This window comes from Xenorhabdus aichiensis (assembly GCF_028598775.1).
Taxonomy (GTDB): domain Bacteria; phylum Pseudomonadota; class Gammaproteobacteria; order Enterobacterales; family Enterobacteriaceae; genus Xenorhabdus; species Xenorhabdus bovienii.
On sequence record NZ_JAQRFO010000002.1, the window covers coordinates 115,080 to 133,515 of the forward strand.

Below are 18,436 nucleotides of genomic sequence, written 5' to 3' on the forward strand. Positions count from 1 at the left end.
GTCACCGAACCTGTCTCTCTGATTAGCTATTTCTGTAACTATTCCTATAACAACAACATCTGCAACAAAGCATTCCCATCTTCAAGGCAGCGTAAATCCAGCCATAACCGCCCATCATGCAAGCGTCCAATCACGGGTTTTTCTAAATTGCGCCATTGGTGAGCCAGTTTTTCCAGCGTACTGCCCCGTCCATCAATGGCAGCAAAAGTCAGCGCCCAACTGGGCAGGCGATCGACAGGCAATGAACCACTGCCAATCTGGGAATAGCAAGGTTCGTCGCTAACAATGAATGTCTCGCCGTAATATGCCTGAATGTGAGGGAGTAACTGTTGCGCCATATCACGGATTTCAGCTTGCGGGCGAGTCAGCAGACGCAGAGTCGGCAGTTTTTGGCGAAGTTGTTCAGGATGTTGATAGAGGTGTAATGTCGCCTCCAGTGCAGCGAGTGTCATTTTGTCTGCCCGCAATGCACGTTTCAGGGGATGGCGCTGGATAGCCTCAATCCACGATTTCTTGCCGACAATAATGCCGGCTTGTGGGCCTCCCAGTAATTTATCCCCGGAGAATGTCACCAGATCGATACCGTGGTTCAGGTAATCCCGTGGCATCGGTTCCGCAGGCAGGCCATATTGCGTCATATCAACCATTGAACCACTGCCAAGATCGACGGCAGTGGGTATCTGGCAGGTCATCCCCAATTTTGCCAGTTCGGCACCAGAAACTTCAGCAGTGAAGCCTTCGATGCTGTAGTTGCTGGTATGTATCTTCATCAGCAATCCCGTTTCTGGATGGATCGCCTGTTGGTAATCTTTTAGATGGGTGCGGTTGGTAGTTCCCACTTCGACTAATTGACAGCCCGCCTGTACCATCACGTCAGGAATACGAAATGCACCGCCAATTTCCACCAGCTCACCACGGGAAACCACAACTTGCTTACCCTGCGCCACCGTTGCCAGCACCAGCAAAACCGCAGCGGCGTTGTTGTTGACGATACAGGCATCTTCCGCCCCCGTCAGAGTACACAGCAAATCGGCCAACGCCCGATCACGATGCCCACGCCCTGCACCGTCGAGAGAATATTCCAGCGTGACCGGAGAACGCATCACGTTTGTCACCGCCTCAATCGCGGATTCCGCCAATACTGCCCGTCCCAGATTGGTATGCAGCACCGTTCCGCTCAGGTTAAACACGGGTTTCAATGCCGAAATCTGAGCCTGCCCCAAACGCTGGCGCAATGCACTTGCCCAGTTATCACTCCATGCTGGCAATACCTGATGTTCTCTGATATGGAGCCGCGCCCGTTCCTGCATTTCCCGCAGGATATCCACCACTCGCTCCTGTCCATAAAGATCAGTGAGCTGAAAGATATCCGGCTCTCGCAGCAGGCTGTCGATGGCAGGCAACTGACGATACAACGCGTGAATTTCTTGAGTCATCGTTTCCCCACCGCAGGTTATTCGTTAGGAAACAGAAAGGGATTCAGGCTGCTGCGAGCAAAACCTTCTTCCTCCATTTTGGCATCGAGGATCAGTGATGCCAAATCATCCGCAACCGCATCTACGTTGGGGTCTTTCTCTTGATACAGAATTTTCAGGTAGCTACCGCAATCCCCGCAACTTTCGGCCTTAATCGCGGCCTGTTCGCTTTCCAGCGACCAATAATTCAGCTCACCCGTCTGTTCACAGTTACTACATTTTATTCGTACAACATGCCATTCACTTTCACACAAATGGCAGTGCAGGTAACGCAGCCCTTGGCTCGAACCAATCTGCACGACACTGGCAACGGGCATACTGCCACAGACCGGGCAGAACTGACGGTGCTCGCCATACTCAGCACGCGCTTTACCGGGGATCAAACTGGCCATCTGTGCCCAATAGACTGACAGTGCCGCCCAGACAAACACTGCCTGATCAGGGCTGACCTTGGCAAATTCCGTAGTCAGCAGCGCGCTGGCCACCTCTTCCAATTCCTGCACAGAATTTTTTGCCAGATTTTCAAGAGTGGGCTTCACATGCTCAGGCATCGTAGGCAATAATTCGGCGATCAGGGAATACAGGATATTATGCCAATGCTGAGTTCGGGGAAGGGTTTTGCAATCCAGCGGAACACTGTTTGTTTGCAATAAAATATCGTCCAATTCCATATTCAATGGATTGTCATACAGCGCTTTTTGCTGTGCTTGCGCGATGTCCGCAGCAAAATTGAGATAACTTGAGAATGGATGATTTTCTGTCGCCAATACTTTGAGACGCTCGGCACGGCGTTGATACAAGTTTTTCAGGTTGGCAAACAACAACGGAGGAATAAAGCCGGCTCCCCTTTCATTCACGCGCTCTTTGCCTAGCTGATCTTTGGGTACGATACGAATACTCATAACCTTTTTTACCTTTTATCTTTCTGGCTCGGTGGTCTATTGTAGTCCCATCATTCGTAAGGAGTAACCCTTTGCTTAGGGCAAATTTGTATTATTGAAAATTGATATTCAATCTAAATTATGGGGAATAATGTGAGGGAAAATAGTTTAATTACAAAATAATAGAATACATCCATTATTAAACTTAAAATTATCAAGAGAACACTTTGAATATAATAAAACGTTTTTTACAGGAAAAAATAGCAATGGAAATAAAATCAAAAAAGTATTTATTTTCTATCATATTAATTATTCAACAAACCTAGTTGGAGAGCATAAAAATCTGTGGGGCACTTATGCGGCAACCGCTTCTGTAAAATAATTATCCGTTTCTTCACTTAATTTTATCCCCGGATAACCTTTGGGCGGTTGAGTCTGACTGCATCGAGAGTGATTTTGTCAGGATTATCAGGGAACGATTCCAGGCTTAGGGTGCCATTTCGCCTCCTACCGGAACCGACCCCTTAATGCGACAAAATCACTTACCCTTCTTTAATTTCAATCGGTTGCCTTTTTTTCCGGTAATGGCGAAGGGAGAGTTTCTATGCCATATCGTCCTGAAATTTCTGGGCAGGTTGCTGGTTGACCTATGTTTTCCACAAAGGTTGTATTTAAATCAATAGGTGCATCAATTGCCTCACCACTTTCAAAAAACATTTGTTCCATTCCCGGAGGTGAAAGAATAATGAGCATTCGTGTATTTTCATCTGTTTCATTACGAAAACCGCGGACTTGTCCAACAGAAAAGTTTAAAAAAGCGCCTTGTTTTCCATACATTGTTTCAGTCTGCGTATAAAAAACCATTTCACCTTCTAGTATGAAGAAAGCTTCTTCCTCTAATTTATGGAAATGAAATGGAGCACCTTTCCCTGGTTCAACAATGATTTCAACCAGACTGTAACGACTATTGGTTTCTGGACCAGCAGCTATAACTCGATAAAAATTACCTTCTGATAACAGCCATTGTCCTTCTTTTGCGCTTTTGTGAGAAAATTTGAGCAACTCATTGTGCATGTTATTCCACCTATATTCAAATAATCAATATAATCATTGAATGTTTGAATGTACCAGATAATTGCATAATGCAAAACCCTGAAAAAGGTGAAAGGGTTCTGTCGCGTTAACGGTGGCAGGTTAGCAAAAGTCGTGCTGCCAATTTTTTAAGCAGCTAACAGATAAAATTGTTCCGCAGGTGAAACGAGGGCACCGGATTGTATTTGGGGGATTGTCGATATTGAGACTGTCCAACACCGCTTTAATGGCGCAAATACGGTTTATGCCAAAAACATTGGTGATTGTAAAAGATAAATTTCAATATGAGTTAAGAAAAAAGGCAGGACACATCAAAGTATCCTGCCCCAAACTCAATCTTTCTCTTTTTGCTGTTCTTCTTTCACAATCTCACGATACCAGCGCGGATGGTGTTTCTTCGCCCAGCCGCGCGTAACCCAGCCTTCCACCATCGCCCGCACTGAACCTTTAACCCAGAATGCCGCATAAGCATGGACGATAATAGTCAGGATCAAGCCGATGGCTGACAGTGAATGCACCAGCAAAGCGATGCGAATCAGCGGAATCGGGAAGTATTCCGCGAAGTAAGGACGCCAGATGATGATGCCACTGACCAGCAGCAGGATCAGGCAAACACTGACAGACCAGTAAATGCCTTTCTGCCCGAGATTATACTGGCCGGTATCTCCGGCTTCCTCATTGCGCAGCACGTTGTGAACATGCTTCGCCCACTCAATGTCATCTCTGTCGAGCAGGTTATGTTTGAAGTATCGAAAAAACATAAAGACAAACAGGAAAAACATCACGGAGCCGGCAAACGGATGTAGTATCCGTGACAACTGCGGTGTACCAAAGATATTCATCATCCAGTTCAACGAAGGGAAAAAGAATCCCAAACCACTGATGGCGGTGAACAAGAAGACGATAACGACGGCCCAGTGATTGATTCGTTCAATCGGGGAGTGACGGATAATGATATCGTTGCGCTTTTTCATTGCTGTTCTTCCTCATTGGCTGAAGATTCAACATCCTTGCTCGCACTCTCTTCCTCTTCTTCCGATACGCGATTCGGGCCAATTCCGACATAATGGAAAATAGATGCGGCAAAAGTCGCGGCAAAACCTATCGCCGCCAGAGGCTTCCAAATCCCTTTCCAGAATGTCACGGTCGGGCTGATGGTCGGGTTATCCGGCAGGCCATGATAAAGCTGCGGCTTATTGGCATGATGCAGAACGTACATGACGTGCGTTCCCCCGACTCCTTCCGGATCGTACAAACCCGCATTGTCATAGCCGCGCCCATTCAATTCTTCCACCCGTTCCGCCGCCAACGCTTTCATATCCTGCTTACTGCCGAAATGAATCGCGCCTGTCGGACAGGTTTTTACGCAGGCAGGCTCTTGCCCTACGCCCACACGGTCAACGCACAGGGTACATTTGTAGGCCCGATTGTCTTCCTTGTTAATACGCGGCACGTCGAACGGGCAGCCAGCAATGCAGTAACCACAGCCGATGCAGTGTTCTGACTGAAAATCCACAATCCCGTTGGCATACTGGATAATCGCCCCTTCCGCAGGGCAGGCTGTCAGACAGCCCGGATCGGCACAGTGCATACAGCCATCCTTACGGATCAGCCATTCCAGCCTGCCATGTTCCTCAACTTCAGAAAATCGCATCACCGTCCATGACTTCGCGGTCAGATCGGCCGGATTGTCATAAACGCCGACGTTATGGCCGACTTCATCACGAATGTCATTCCATTCTGAACAAGCTACCTGACAGGCTTTACAACCAATACAGGTCGTGACATCGATCAGTTTTGCCACTTCCTGCTGGTGATCCCGCACACGGGGTGCGGGTGTCAGAGAGCTGGTAGCAGAGCGACGAATGATGTCTTGAGTTTGCAATGACATGATTTTTCTCCTCTACACCTTTTCCACATTGACCAGAAATGCCTTGAATTCCGGTGTCTGTGTGTTGGCATCACCGACAAACGGCGTCAGGGTATTCGCCAGAAAACCTTTTTTCGCCGCACCTTCAAAACCCCAGTGAATCGGAATACCGATAGTATCCACTTGACGGCCATGCACATTCAGGGTTCGGATACGCTTCGTCACCACCGCTTTTGCTTTGATATAGCCGCGATTAGAACTGACTTTGACAGTATCTCCCTGTTTAATGCCTTTCTCCGCCGCCAATCGCTCACCCATTTCCACAAATTGCTCCGGCTGGGCAATGGCGTTCAACAACGCATGTTTCGTCCAGAAGTGGAAATGTTCGGTCAGACGGTAAGTGGTGCCTACATAAGGGAATTTATCTGCCTTGCCCAAAGATTCAAAATCACTCTTGAAGATACGGGCAGCCGGATTGGAAATGACATTCGGATGCAGCGGGTTGGTTCCCAGCGGCGTCTCAAATGGCTCGTAATGCTCAGGGAATGGCCCTTCCGCCATTTTGTCGATGGCAAACAGGCGCCCCATACCTTCAGGCTGCATGATAAACGGCCCGACATCGGTTCCCGGTGCCGCATTGCTGTAGTCAGGAATATCGACGCCACTCCATTTATCACCATCCCACGCAATCAACTGGCGTTTAGCGTCCCACGGTTTGCCCTGTGGATCGGCAGAAGCACGGTTGTACAGGATGCGGCGGTTCAGTGGCCACGCCCACGCCCAACCGAGCGTATTACCGATGCCCGACGGATCAGCATTATCGCGACGCGCCATCTGGTTGCCTTCCGGTGTCCAGCTTCCGGCGAAAATCCAGCAGCCACTGGCCGTAGTACCATCATCACGCAGTTGTGCAAAGGATGAGAGTTGTTGCCCTTTCTGCACCAGCACATTGCCGTTGGCATCCAGCAAATCAACTAAGGCTCGACCATTGCTTTCCTGCGCGACTTCTTCTGGCGTTGGATTATCGGCATCAAAATAATCCCATGTCATGTTCAACACTTGTTCAGGAAAAGCGCCGCCTTCTTCGAGGTACATATCCCGCAGGCGCTTGAAGATCCCAGACAAAATTTCACCATCGCTGATCGCTTCCCCCGGTGCATCCGCACCTTTCCAGTGCCATTGCAGCCAGCGGGCAGAGTTGACTATCGAGCCATTTTCTTCCGCAAAACAGCAGGAGGGCAGACGAAATACTTCGGTCTGAATAGTAGCTGGATCAACATCGTTGAACTCGCCGTGATTCTGCCAGAATGAAGCAGTTTCAGTACTGAGTGGGTCAACCGTGACCAAGAATTTCAGTTTCGACAACGCGGCTACCACTTTGTTCTTGTTCGGGAACGATGCTATCGGGTTGAAGCCCTGACAGATATAGCCGTTCACTGCCCCTTGCGACATCATTTCAAAATATTGCAGGACGTCATACGGCTTATCCCATTTCGGCAACAGATCAAAACCCCAGTCATTTTCTTTGTGAGCATGATCGCCGTAGAAACTCTTCATCAGGCTGACAAAGAATCTGGGATAATTGCCCCAGTAGTTGACCTGCCCCGGTACAGTGGATTTCGGGGTATTGGCCTGCAAGTAGGTTTGCAGATCAGTCTGTTTTTCCGATGGCAGGGAGAGATAACCCGGCAGACTCTGGGACAGCAGTCCCAAATCTGTCAGACCCTGAATATTGGAGTGACCCCGCAACGCATTGATGCCGCCGCCAGCCATGCCCATATTGCCAAGTAACAGTTGGATCATTGCCATAGTGCGAATGTTCTGTGCGCCGACAGAGTGCTGCGTCCAGCCCAGCGCATACAGGAAAGTCGCAGTTTTGTCTTTTACGCTGGTTTCGGCCAGATATTCACACACCTTGAGGAAATCCTCTTTCGGCGTACCGCAAATATCGGTCACCACATCCGGCGTATAGCGGCTGACGTGCTCTTTCAGCAGGTTCCAGACACAACGGGGATGGCTCAACGTTTTGTCACGTTTGGCAAAACCGTTCTCATCCAGCTCATAGTTCCATGTGGTTTTGTCGTAGCGGCGGTTTTCCGCATCATAACCACTGAATAAGCCATCATCGAATGAGAAATCGCCCCGTACAATCAGGCTGGCATTGGTGTAAGCCTCGACGTATTCGCGGTTAATCTTTTCATTGTTCATCAGGTATAAAATCACACCTGACAGGAAGGTAATATCCGTACCGGAACGAATTGGCGTATAGAAATCCGCTACGGAGGCCGTACGGGTAAAACGTGGATCGATCACTATCAGTTTGGCGTTGTTGTGAATTTTGGCTTCCATCGCCCAGCGGAAACCGACAGGATGCGCTTCAGCGGCATTCCCACCCATCACGACAATCAGGTTCGCGTTCTTAATATCCACCCAGTGGTTGGTCATCGCACCGCGACCAAATGTTGGAGCAAGACTTGCTACCGTTGGTCCGTGTCAGACACGCGCCTGGTTGTCTACGGCCAGCATGCCGAGAGCGCGAGTGAATTTTTGTGTCAAATAGCCGGTTTCATTACTGGCGGCGGAGGCGCAGAGCATCCCCGTTGTCAGCCAGCGGTTAACCTCAACACCGTCATTGTTGGTTTTGATGAAATTGGCATCGCGGTCTTGTTTCATCAGTTTCGCGATGCGGTCGAAAGCGTCATGCCAGCTTATCCGCTGCCATTGATTGGAGCCTGGGGCTCGATATTCTGGATAGTGCAGGCGGCTTTTGCTGTGGACAAAATCCACCAGCCCGGCACCTTTAGGGCAGAGAGCACCACGGTTTACGGGATGATCCGGGTCTCCTTCGATATGGAAAATAGTTGCTTTGGCATTTTTGGCACCATCACCGAGGCTGTACATCAACAGCCCACAGCCGACAGAACAGTATGTGCAGGTATTTCGGGTTTCACGCGCACGCAATAATTTATAGTTACGTGTTTGTGCAAGCGCGGCGGTTGGGGCAAAACCCAGCGCGGCTGCCGTCGTACCCGCCATACCGCCAGCGCAGATCTTAAAGAACTGCCTTCTGCTGACTTGCATGGGGATCTCCTCACTCACATTGCTCATTAACACATGCCCTGACAGAAAACCCGCAGGTATGCAATTTTAGGTACAGATTTATGAATGCTTTTCTTTTCATTGTAGATTCTGTCTGTCACACCATCCGTTTAAATCGTGTAAACTCCCTACGCTCACGATTTATCCACACAAACAGTATCATGAAAGAATCTGATGGGGAATTCGCCTAATGGATAATGCAAATTCAGGAAACAGGTTAATGATCGACGAGATTTACGGAGCCACTCGCATCAATGTGCAACAAAAAAACCATCTGAATAGCCCAAAACCGGACTGGGTGGCAGAAGAAGTCCCGATTGCATTGGTCTACAACGGTATTTCCCATGTTGTGATGATGGCTAGCCCCAAAGATCTCGACCATTTCGCGATGGGTTTTTCATTATCGGAAGGCATTATCACTTCCCCACAGGAAATTCACGGCATAGATACCGTAATCAGTTGCCACGGCGGTATTGAGCTGCATATCGAACTTTCCAGTCGCCGTTTTACGGAATTAAAAGAACGCCGACGCAGCATGGCAGGCAGAACCGGTTGTGGCATCTGTGGCACCGAACAGATTGCCGAAATTTTCCGTCCGATGCCCCCCTTGCCTTTCACCCAGACTTTTTCATTGGATTATCTTGATCAGGCGCTTGCACAATTACCCCATCTTCAGGAAATCGGCGCGGCCACAGGCTGTACCCATGCCGCTGGCTGGATTGATGCTGAAGGGGCATTGCTTGGCGGCAGTGAGGATGTTGGCCGCCATGTTGCACTGGATAAATTATTAGGAATGCGAGCCAAAACGGGCTGGCGGTTGGGCGCGGTATTGGTTTCCAGTCGCGCCAGTTATGAAATGGTACAAAAATCGGCTATGTGCGGTGTAGAAATTTTGTTTGCTGTTTCTGCCGCCACCTCGCTGGCAATCGAAGTCGCGGAGAAATGCAATTTGACACTCGTGGGTTTCTGCAAGCCGGGACGGGCAACGGTATATACCCATCCACGGCGGCTGGTGGATTAATCAAGACTGTGGAACATCCACAAGTTGGGTTCAATGTAGTAGCCCATCTGTTTTTCAACATCCACCAGCAGCGGCACCAACCCGCCCGGAATGATGTATTCCCCACTTTGTGGGAATTTCATGCCTGTCCATTCTTGCCACTCCGCCACGGTACCGTAAATATCCATGGAGCGTAGTGCAGGTTTAATGATTTTTGCCCCCAAGCGCCAATGAGTGCGGATCCAAGGGTCAAAAGGCTCGCCTTTTTCATTTTTCCATTCACAGTACTGAACGAAATCTTGCAGGGGATAACTGCGTTTCAGGCTCGGCCTGACCGGAACCACAAAACCCTGCAATCCCGCTTCACGGGCAGTCTGTTTCACGCTGTTGATCAATAACGCAGGCACGTTATGCCCACGGAATTCAGGGGCAACGGTCACCGAAAGCGCTGACAGCAGGGTCGGCTGCTGTTTTCCTTTTGCTGCCATTCCTGCGCAATACACGGCATCCCATCCTTCATCCGGCAATTGATCCAAAGAGTGCGGTTCCCACGGGAAAGGAATAGCATTCAATAGCCCAATAAGACGTTCTTCCTGCCCTTGTTGCAGAATGGCAAATTTTTGGAAGCGGCTAAAATCGGGTTCATATAATTTTTCCCAATGTTGTTGAGCAACAGGATCTTGATTCATAAAAAAAGGCCATAAATGACGAACAAGATCATATATTTGTTCGTCTAAATCAGTCCTCTCTTCCGCAGATTGAATGATTATTTTAGCGTCCATAACTGCTCCCGATTAACTTTATACCCATATAATAAATATTTTAAGATTCACAAATCAAACGTCATAAATAATAAATAGAGAACGGCACATACACGATATTACTTGCTGTAATACAGTAATATCTCACCTTTAATAATAAATAAAATTTATCAAAAAATTAATTTATTTCCACTCAAATTCAATTCCTAATATTAAATCATTAACACGTTATCTTTATTTTTTATTCGAAGATATATCTACGTAAAAATGCTTATATAGCCAGATTAAAAACATTAATTTCTATAATGGTATTCATTGATGGAAAAATTCAAATAACTTGATTAAATAAATGACGTAAGGTTTTTTTGAAAAAAACGACATTACTAATAACACAGTAATATCAGGTGATTAAATCTACCTGCGTCACATTTTTAGTAAAAAGTAGATTGTTGTTTTCTTACTCTAAAACAGCAAAAAGCATCGAAATTTAATAAGTTAGACTCAAATTTTAATTAATAAACCCTGTAAAATCCAGAATAAATAATAATAATTATCATTTACATTATCATTTGAAAGGTGTAGGTTTTCTTCGCGCAATAAATCAGGCCGTTTTTATGATTGGGTAACGAGGGATCCCCCGATTCTAAATGAGGATAATGATGAAAAAGATCAATGTATTAGTCGCCGCTTTAGGCGCATTAGGGTTTATGGCACAAGCTCAGGCAAGTGTTGGATTTGGTCAGAGTCAAGAAGACACTACACCTCACATTAAGGTTGGTGCCACCAAAGCGAGTTCAAGTCCACACGGTGGCTCAGGTGATGAACCAGGTATTGGCGTCAGTTCCGTTCGTGACGGTATGCTCATCGGTTTTTCCGGATTAACCCGTATGGCCCCTGCTGACAGCAATGGTATTCATAATATCTCAATGGCAGGCGCACCCGGCTCTCACGGTGGTATGGGTGTATTCCATTTCAGCAAAGTCGCCAATGCGGACGTTTACTTTGGCGAATGGTCAGAGAAAGGTGATACAACAGACACAACCCATACCGTTTATTATGCAGGCAAGGACATTACCACCAATATGCCAACCGACGGTACGGCTACCTATGTGGTGAACGGTATTAACCAGTACAGCGGTGACAATGCCCTTTCCGGCACATTAACAGCAGATTTTGGTGAAAAAACGCTGATCGGCTCCATAGAAAATACCGCTATGACAGTCAGCATTGATGCCGATATCCAGTCTGATGCCCAATTCTCAGGTCTTGCTACAACAGGCGATCTTGAGGGAGAAACCCAAGGTCACTTCTTTGGTGATGGCGCTTCCAGTCTGGCGGGATATGCCACATTTGATGATAAATCCAAGGATACCGCTTTCGGTGGTTCGAAACAGTAATTGCTAATGTTTCAGAGAACAATGCCATTTTTGGCATTGTTCTCTGTTTTATTTATTGCCGTTTTATTTATCGCTATTTATTTCTAATAACGTGAGCCTTGTGAGCTGGTTTTTCGATGTCTGACAATTTAACAACTCCAATATTATTAACGGCACTGATGGCCTTATGCCTCTCCCTGCCCGTTTATGCTGATGAAGATACCAACCGCAAAATCTGGCAGGAGGCGCAGCACAATCAACAAGAAAATGAAGCTGATCTGATAACGCCAGAGCCTATTTTTATTGAGGATAGCGCTTCATCGATAGTCATTAACGGACAGACATTTCAGGTAGAAAACAACCTCAATAACATCGGTCAGGCGCTATACCTTGCCACTAACCATCGACAATGGCCGGACGTCAGACGTTTTCTGACGGCTTATCAAAAACTATCCGGGCATGATGTCATGCTGGTCTCTTTTGCCCAAGGCGGCCTGGCGCGTTTTGAAGGCGATTTGGATCTCGCCGCCTATCATTATCAAAAGCTCCTGAACCAACAACCCGACTTCACACGCATCAAGCTGGAACTGGCCCGTGTCTATTTTGAAAATCATAAAAATCGGGAAGCCAAGCAACTGTTTGTGGGATTGAGTGAACAGAACCCGTTACCGGAAACGGTCTTGAAAAATATCAACAGCTATCTGAAAGCAATAGCATTGAGAAGTGACTGGCGTGGCTCTTTTTCGGTGGGTTATGCCTATAACGATAATGTCAATATGTCTCCTGATCAGGAACCAACCTGCCTTACCTATAAACCTGATGGGAGTTGCCATAGGGAACGCCGTATACCAAAAGCCATTAAAAAGTGGGGAGTGTCTTATGACGCCACGTTAAGCCGACGTTACCAACTTTCCGGTCATCACGGCATTTTTGGGCGTGGCCTGATTTATGGCGAAAACTACCGTGATTACCACGATGAGAACGAAAATACCTTCCTTCTGGTCAGCGGCTACAACTACAAAAGCAGAAATCACGATTTCTCTTTTGGCCCCCTGTTTGAATATAAACAACGGGCGGGTGATACCTATTACCGCGCCGCAGGTGCCAAGGCGGAATGGAGACAAACATTCAGCCCCAAAACGGCCCTTAATATCGAACTGGAGCATAAACAACTGCGACATCAGCAGCGTTACCACTGGAAAAATGGCGAACTCTCCTCTTCCTATCTCACTCTATCCCATGCCATCAGCAAAGAATTTGTCGTATTTGGCGGCGGTGACTGGGTATATCGGGACAATCCGCAACCTGCGGATCGCTATCAACAATGGGGAATCCGGGCAGGCGTATCCGGGCAGATCTACCCCGGCATTAATGGCTCACTGTCTGCCACACTGCGAGAGCGGCGCTTTGACGCTTACAACCCGATACTGCTCGCCAGACGTCAGGACAATGAACAGATCTATACTGCCGTCATTAAAGTCCCTGCCGCTGAAATATTGGGTATGACCCCCTCTATCACTTTCCGCCATCGACGTAATCACAGCAGTGTGAGTTGGCTGTACAACTATAACAAAAACGAAGTCCTACTGAGGCTGGAAAAATATTTTTAATCAATAAGTTATGATTTTCTATTTGCGTAATGATGATTGACAAATTGAGGCAAGGGATATCAATGGCATACCGAGTTAAAATACAGCTAACCCCCATTACAATTGCACTATCACTGGTATTTTCGCTGACAGCACCTCCCCTGTTTGCCGAACCCAAATCTACCGTCACTTCTCCAAGCAAGCAGACGGATTTGGGCAAAATTCGTGTCACGGATAACAGTGATAAAGATGAAGCCGGTCATGATGCGGTTTATGACAAAGATATCTCCAATATCTATATCGGCAAGGAACAGATAGAGCGCTATAAAGGAGCATCTCCCGCCGATCTGATTAAAGGTGCGGTGGGTGTCTACAGCGGTGATGCCCGTAATAGCGGCGCTTTGGATATCAATATCCGTGGTATTCAGGGGCAAGGGCGCATTCCCGTAACAATTGATGGTACGGAGCAGGCTATTACAGTGGGACGCGGTTATAATGGCGCCAATAACCGCAACTACATTGATCCCAATTTAATCAGTAGTATCGAAATTGAAAAAGGCCCTTCCCTGAGCCGCAACATCAAAGGGTCAATCGGCGGAGCCGTGGTTATCAAAACATTAACCATTGATGATGTCGTGCCAAAAGGGGAAACTTTTGGCATCAATACCAAAGTAGAAACCAGCAGCAATTCAGTTAGGGAACGCAAGCCTTCTTTGGCACTGGGACAAGACTACCGCGATGTTCCCGACTTTATCCAAAATGGTGTCGAAGCTGATCCTGAGCTGAAAATCACGCCCCATTCGTCAAAAGACAATAAATTTCCCGGATTTAAAGATAATGCCGTCCGGGTCGCATTAGGAACACGGCAGGAATATTTTGATCTGATGCTGGCTTATAGCTACCGTCGTCAGGGGAATTATTTTGCCGGCAAAGGCGGCGCACACCGCTATGATGAACCTATCACGGCAGCAGATACCGAATTAATGAATGGCTATAAAACAACGTTAGATCCTTACCTACCGTTTGCTGCCCGTATCTATCGCCCCGGCAATGAAGTACCCAATACTTCCAGTGAGATGCGCTCCGTATTAATCAAAAATACTTGGCGCCTCACCGATGATCAGGCATTACAGTTAGGTTTTCACAATACTCACATGGAATTTGGCGATATCATGCCTTCGCGCTTGGGCTGGGTGAAGGCCGAAGATAATGCTGTCCCACAATGGCCACTGGCGAATGTCCACCAGCAGGCCGCCAATCTGACTTATAAATGGCAGGCGGCGGACAACCCCTATATCGATTTTGATATGAATCTCTGGACGACCCGCACGACAAGCAATACTAATACCGCTGGGGGATATCCCCGAACGCCTGTAGAGAGGGACTACTCTTGGGATAATGGCAGTGGTGTCAAAGCCTCTCACATTGATGGCACATTGATTGATACCGCCAAAACCAATGCCCAAAACAATCGCTGGGGCGTGGATATCTCCAATAAATTTACCTTGGCTTCCAGTTTGGATCTGACCTTAATGGGGAATTTCCAACACGAGCATCTCGACTCCAATGATGGCTACAACCCCTTAAATATGTACTTCTTCCAGTCGCCAGCACGGAAAGGGCAGCGTCAGGAAATCAATCTCGCCTTTAACTTTGACTGGCGACCAACATCATGGCTGGCACTAAGTGCCGGTGCCAAACGTGTCTCCTATTGGTCCAAAGATGATTTTCTTAGTGAACGACGTGCAGCAAGAGATGACCGTTATAGAAATAACTCGGAAACCATAGGACATCAAATAAGTTACTACCGAACGATGACCGAAAGAGAAGCTTATATAAAACAGAAAAAGCTGTCTAAAATGAGTAGAGAAGAACGAACTGAATATTTTAAGGTAAAGACAGGAGATATCACCTCCCGCGATGGACAGCAGCGCAAAATGGTTCGTCAAGAAGTCGACTGGCTCTACAATTCCAGCAATGGCCAACTTAATAAAAGCGATAACCCCTACTTCAATGGGCAGTTGGATATGCAGGAAAAGATTATCGACCCAATGACGGGTAAAGAGGGATATAAATATGAATATGGCTCAGGAGTTGATGCAAATGGTATAAGGCGTGAGATTCCTGATGCTGATCCCTGGGAACCTGCCTCTAAACGCAAAGATCACGCGTGGGCGCCCACTTTCTCTGCTACTGCCTATGTGACGGATGATTTTCGTATCTATACCCGCTATGCCGAAGCCGTCAGAATGCCCAGTATTTTTGAAGATACTGTGGGTTTCTCCGGTAACAAAGGCAATCGCGTAGGCCAGAAATTCAAACCCGAACGAGCCAAAACCACGGAAGTGGGGTTCGTCTATGATTTCAGCCAGTTGGTTGATGCAGAACGCCATGCCGATATCAAAATGTCTTACTACAACACCGTGATTGAAAATGTGTTTGACCGGGATAACACCTATGAGTTTTCCCAAATGGACAAACAGAAACTTGCCGGTCTGGAACTACAGGCGCGTTACGACAATGGCAGTTTCTTTACCGATATGGGATTAACCTACAACCTGAAAAATAAAGTGTGCGACAACAATTCTTCATTGAGAATGAATTCATTGAATCGCCACGATATACCAGAATGTATTGATGGCGGTTTTGCGGGAGGCTATCTGCGTACCTCCATTCAGCCCCAGTATTCAGCGAATCTGACTGTCGGCGGGCGCCTGTTTGATGAGAAGCTGGAGCTGGGCAGCCGGATGCTTTACCACAGCAAAGCAGAAAACAAAGACGAAAAATGGTTGATGGAAACATTACCCGATGTCTATAAAGGCCAGTCAAATAACCCAATGCGCTGGAATCCGGTTCTCACCGTTGATGCCTATGTTAGCTACCAGATCACGCCAACCCTATCGATGGAACTGACCGGAACGAACTTAACCAACCGCTACTATCTCGATCCTCTGACGCGCTCCATGATACCTGCGCCGGGGAGAACCTTTAAACTCAGTATTACCAGCCAGTTTTAGAGGATGATATGACCAACACCGCCATATTGGAAAACCCAACCAACCATTTTCCGCTTCTGCCCGGAAAGCAACTTCTGGTTGGTATCCTGATTGCCATTTTATTGCATATCAGTCTGATATGGCTGTTCAATCGACATGCCTCATATGATGACAGCGCGCATCATGTAAACCAAAGTTCGCCCTTAACGGGGCTTTCCATCACGATGGTAGCCGCTCCATCATGGGCGAATGAACCAGAGCCTGCCTCTCCTCCGCCACCGTTGATCACCGCGCCTGAATCGCCGACAAAGCCAGAAATTGCTCTGGATAAAGCGGTTCAGCCCGAAAGCAGGCTGGAAAAACCACTGGAATCCGTCAAACCGCAAAAACGCCAAAAGCAACAGAAAGAAAAGCCGCAGGAGAAGGCAGAAAAAAAATCAGCGCCATCACCACAAGTTCAGAAAGACAGTAATGAGGAACTTGAAACCAGCGGCACCGATCAGATCAATTCACAAAGTAGCATGAGCCGAGCCGCAACTACACAGCCTCTGGTGGGTCAGGGCAATAGCGCACTGGATAATTACCCATCAAGACTCAAGCAAGAAGTTGAAAGCCACAAACGTTATCCCCGTAAAGCAAAGCGAATGAAACAACAAGGCACAGTGACCATTGGTTTTACTCTGCTTAATGACGGTTCATTCACTGCTGCCAGAGTGATTAACTCCTCTGGCAACAGCGTACTGGATAATGCCGCGCTGGATGCCATCGCTCGCGCCAGTTCGGTTGGCCCCAAACCGGCAGATTTGGCACCCGATGTAACACTTGAAATTGATTTTGAGCTGGATTAAAGAACAATCGATTCCAACATAGAATTTCTTTCTGCATCACTGATTGTGGGAATGGCATAGAAAGGCACAACATTCACAGGATAGATACCCACTAATCCCAGCGTTCCAAGTGTCATGTCGCGCATGAAGTTATCTATCTCCATGTCATTCTGAACCAACACTTCTTTTGCCGTACCCAACGTGACATACACCGTTGCGGATTTGTCTGTCAGAAAAGGGGTAAAAATTTTGTCATCTTCATAGTAAGCAAAGCCATTGGAAAAGACCCGGTCTATCCATCCCTTAAGAATAGCTGGCTGACCAAACCACCAAATAGGATAAATAAAAATAAGATGATCAGCTTCTTTAATCATAGACTGACTTTTCGCTACATCGGGTAATACTTCTCCACGATGCAGAGCTTCAAAATCTGAACTGGCAAGCACAGGATTGAATTTTTCATCATAGAGGGAAATGAAACTATATTCCTCACCCTTATTACCTATTTCGCTAATAATCTTTTCCTTGATAGCATGATTAAAACTTTTTGGATTAGGGTGAGCATAAATAATCATATGTTTCATGTTTAATATTTCCTTAGAGGAACAAAAATTATATTGATAGATATCATCATAAAGATGAACCCGCTTAATAAAAAGCGAGTTCATCTAAGCAACATTATCAATAGCACTTATTCACAATAGACTGGAATAGCATTTACGCCCCACAACTATCTCCACCATCAATGACTAACCCTTGGGCTGTGATCATGGAAGCATCGTGAGAAATGAAAAACATGACTGTATTGGCAACATCCTGCGGGCTGACCAAACGCCGCAATGGAATACGTTTTTCAATGCGTTTAAGCAGGGCTGATGTTGAACAGCCAAGCAATTTTGCCTGCGGCTCTAACCCCTTCACCAGCATCGGCGTATCCACCCAAGAAGGCAAGACAGCATTGACGGTAATCTGCCGTTCTGCCAAATCCAAGGCCAGTGACTTTGTTAGCCCCAGTAAGGCATGTTTCGATGCAGAATAAGCACTATTATGTTTCTTTCCCGCCTTACCAAGAATAGAAGAAATTATCACAACCCTGCCCCCAAGGAGGATTTCAGGTACAACATGCGATAATAGGCGTTGTGTTGAATATAAATTGGTTGCTAATATCGAATCCCAGATATCACTCTGCCCAATATCATTGCTATTATCTTTACCATGACTGATTACGATTCCCTGTAAGTTACCACTCTTAATCAAAGGGAACACTTCATTAATTATTGCGTTTTCATCAGTTAAATCAATCTGGATTGCTTTAATATATTCTGGTGACTGTTCCACCAGTTGATTTAATCCATCATGTTCAATATCTATTGCAATGACATAGTATCCGGCTACAACAAGTTTCTGGCAAACGACGTATCCAATTCCACTAGCCGCGCCTGTGACAATAAATGTTAACATCAAACTTCC

The 18,436-nt window shown here is 46.9% G+C and carries 14 protein-coding genes; 5 read left to right on the forward strand and 9 right to left on the reverse strand.

All coding sequences use genetic code 11. The features are described 5' to 3' along the window. Positions 1 to 44: 44 nt before the first annotated feature. From selA to fdnG, 6 genes are all read right to left on the reverse strand, one after another. Positions 45 to 1,436 carry an L-seryl-tRNA(Sec) selenium transferase gene (gene selA, locus PSI22_RS01870; protein WP_273578190.1) on the reverse strand — a complete coding sequence of 464 codons (1,392 nt, stop codon included), beginning with the start codon at positions 1,434 to 1,436 and terminating at the stop codon, positions 45 to 47. 17 nt (positions 1,437 to 1,453) lie between these two features. After that, on the reverse strand, positions 1,454 to 2,377 hold the full coding sequence (fdhE, locus tag PSI22_RS01875; RefSeq protein WP_273578191.1) for a formate dehydrogenase accessory protein FdhE: 924 nt from the start codon (positions 2,375 to 2,377) through the stop codon (positions 1,454 to 1,456). 537 nt (positions 2,378 to 2,914) lie between these two features. Then, positions 2,915 to 3,430: a cupin domain-containing protein gene (locus tag PSI22_RS01880; protein WP_273578193.1), complete on the reverse strand. Its 516-nt coding sequence runs from the start codon at positions 3,428 to 3,430 to the stop codon at positions 2,915 to 2,917. A 350-nt stretch (positions 3,431 to 3,780) separates the two neighbouring features. Beyond that, complete coding sequence (fdoI, locus tag PSI22_RS01885) at positions 3,781 to 4,422, reverse strand: formate dehydrogenase cytochrome b556 subunit (RefSeq protein WP_273578195.1); 642 nt, start codon at positions 4,420 to 4,422, stop codon at positions 3,781 to 3,783. Next, a complete protein-coding gene (gene fdxH / locus PSI22_RS01890; protein WP_273578196.1) occupies positions 4,419 to 5,339 on the reverse strand; it encodes a formate dehydrogenase subunit beta in 921 nt (306 codons plus the stop codon). Before fdxH ends, fdoI begins: the two co-directional genes overlap by 4 nt. 12 nt (positions 5,340 to 5,351) lie before the next feature. Beyond that, entirely contained in the window at positions 5,352 to 8,399 is a 3,048-nt protein-coding gene (gene fdnG, locus PSI22_RS01895) for a formate dehydrogenase-N subunit alpha (protein ID WP_273578197.1), read from the reverse strand. A gap of 208 nt (positions 8,400 to 8,607) precedes the next feature. On the opposite strand from fdnG, the gene fdhD reads away from it, so the two are divergent. Further along, positions 8,608 to 9,438: a formate dehydrogenase accessory sulfurtransferase FdhD gene (gene fdhD, locus PSI22_RS01900; RefSeq protein WP_370688977.1), complete on the forward strand. Its 831-nt coding sequence runs from the start codon at positions 8,608 to 8,610 to the stop codon at positions 9,436 to 9,438. Here fdhD and PSI22_RS01905 read toward each other — a convergent pair. After that, positions 9,435 to 10,199, reverse strand: coding sequence for a GNAT family N-acetyltransferase (locus tag PSI22_RS01905; RefSeq protein ID WP_273578200.1), 765 nt, complete (start codon positions 10,197 to 10,199; stop codon positions 9,435 to 9,437). The genes fdhD and PSI22_RS01905 overlap by 4 nt on opposite strands. 638 nt (positions 10,200 to 10,837) lie before the next feature. On the opposite strand from PSI22_RS01905, the gene PSI22_RS01910 reads away from it, so the two are divergent. From PSI22_RS01910 to PSI22_RS01925, 4 genes are all read left to right on the forward strand, one after another. Continuing rightward, positions 10,838 to 11,575 carry a Slam-dependent surface lipoprotein gene (locus tag PSI22_RS01910; protein WP_273578202.1) on the forward strand — a complete coding sequence of 246 codons (738 nt, stop codon included), beginning with the start codon at positions 10,838 to 10,840 and terminating at the stop codon, positions 11,573 to 11,575. Between the two features lie 116 nt (positions 11,576 to 11,691). After that, positions 11,692 to 13,164 (forward strand): surface lipoprotein assembly modifier, encoded by a 1,473-nt coding sequence (locus tag PSI22_RS01915; protein ID WP_273578204.1) that lies wholly within the window; start codon positions 11,692 to 11,694, stop codon positions 13,162 to 13,164. A 62-nt stretch (positions 13,165 to 13,226) separates the two neighbouring features. Further along, positions 13,227 to 16,160 carry a TonB-dependent receptor domain-containing protein gene (locus tag PSI22_RS01920; RefSeq protein WP_273578206.1) on the forward strand — a complete coding sequence of 978 codons (2,934 nt, stop codon included), beginning with the start codon at positions 13,227 to 13,229 and terminating at the stop codon, positions 16,158 to 16,160. Between the two features lie 8 nt (positions 16,161 to 16,168). Beyond that, entirely contained in the window at positions 16,169 to 16,987 is an 819-nt protein-coding gene (locus PSI22_RS01925) for an energy transducer TonB (protein WP_273578207.1), read from the forward strand. Here PSI22_RS01925 and PSI22_RS01930 read toward each other — a convergent pair. Together PSI22_RS01930 and PSI22_RS01935 are read right to left on the reverse strand one after the other, a co-directional pair. Then, positions 16,984 to 17,550: an NAD(P)H-dependent oxidoreductase gene (locus PSI22_RS01930; protein WP_273578209.1), complete on the reverse strand. Its 567-nt coding sequence runs from the start codon at positions 17,548 to 17,550 to the stop codon at positions 16,984 to 16,986. The two genes, PSI22_RS01925 and PSI22_RS01930, sit on opposite strands and share 4 nt — an antisense overlap. 133 nt (positions 17,551 to 17,683) lie before the next feature. Further along, complete coding sequence (locus PSI22_RS01935; RefSeq protein WP_273578211.1) at positions 17,684 to 18,427, reverse strand: SDR family NAD(P)-dependent oxidoreductase; 744 nt, start codon at positions 18,425 to 18,427, stop codon at positions 17,684 to 17,686. Positions 18,428 to 18,436: the final 9 nt, after the last annotated feature.

Excerpts from the sequence above, each read along its gene's own strand:
- PSI22_RS01910 (WP_273578202.1), top strand. The coding sequence starts at position 10,838 with ATGAAAAAGATCAATGTATTAGTCGCCGCTTTAGGCGCATTAGGGTTT.
- PSI22_RS01925 (WP_273578207.1), top strand. The coding sequence starts at position 16,169 with ATGACCAACACCGCCATATTGGAAAACCCAACCAACCATTTTCCGCTT.
- PSI22_RS01935 (WP_273578211.1), bottom strand. The coding sequence starts at position 18,427 with ATGTTAACATTTATTGTCACAGGCGCGGCTAGTGGAATTGGATACGTC.
- PSI22_RS01930 (WP_273578209.1), bottom strand. The coding sequence starts at position 17,550 with ATGAAACATATGATTATTTATGCTCACCCTAATCCAAAAAGTTTTAAT.
- selA (WP_273578190.1), bottom strand. The coding sequence starts at position 1,436 with ATGACTCAAGAAATTCACGCGTTGTATCGTCAGTTGCCTGCCATCGAC.
- PSI22_RS01880 (WP_273578193.1), bottom strand. The coding sequence starts at position 3,430 with ATGCACAATGAGTTGCTCAAATTTTCTCACAAAAGCGCAAAAGAAGGA.
- fdxH (WP_273578196.1), bottom strand. The coding sequence starts at position 5,339 with ATGTCATTGCAAACTCAAGACATCATTCGTCGCTCTGCTACCAGCTCT.
- fdoI (WP_273578195.1), bottom strand. The coding sequence starts at position 4,422 with ATGAAAAAGCGCAACGATATCATTATCCGTCACTCCCCGATTGAACGA.
- PSI22_RS01920 (WP_273578206.1), top strand. The coding sequence starts at position 13,227 with ATGGCATACCGAGTTAAAATACAGCTAACCCCCATTACAATTGCACTA.
- fdhE (WP_273578191.1), bottom strand. The coding sequence starts at position 2,377 with ATGAGTATTCGTATCGTACCCAAAGATCAGCTAGGCAAAGAGCGCGTG.
- PSI22_RS01915 (WP_273578204.1), top strand. The coding sequence starts at position 11,692 with ATGTCTGACAATTTAACAACTCCAATATTATTAACGGCACTGATGGCC.
- fdhD (WP_370688977.1), top strand. The coding sequence starts at position 8,608 with ATGGATAATGCAAATTCAGGAAACAGGTTAATGATCGACGAGATTTAC.
- PSI22_RS01905 (WP_273578200.1), bottom strand. The coding sequence starts at position 10,199 with ATGGACGCTAAAATAATCATTCAATCTGCGGAAGAGAGGACTGATTTA.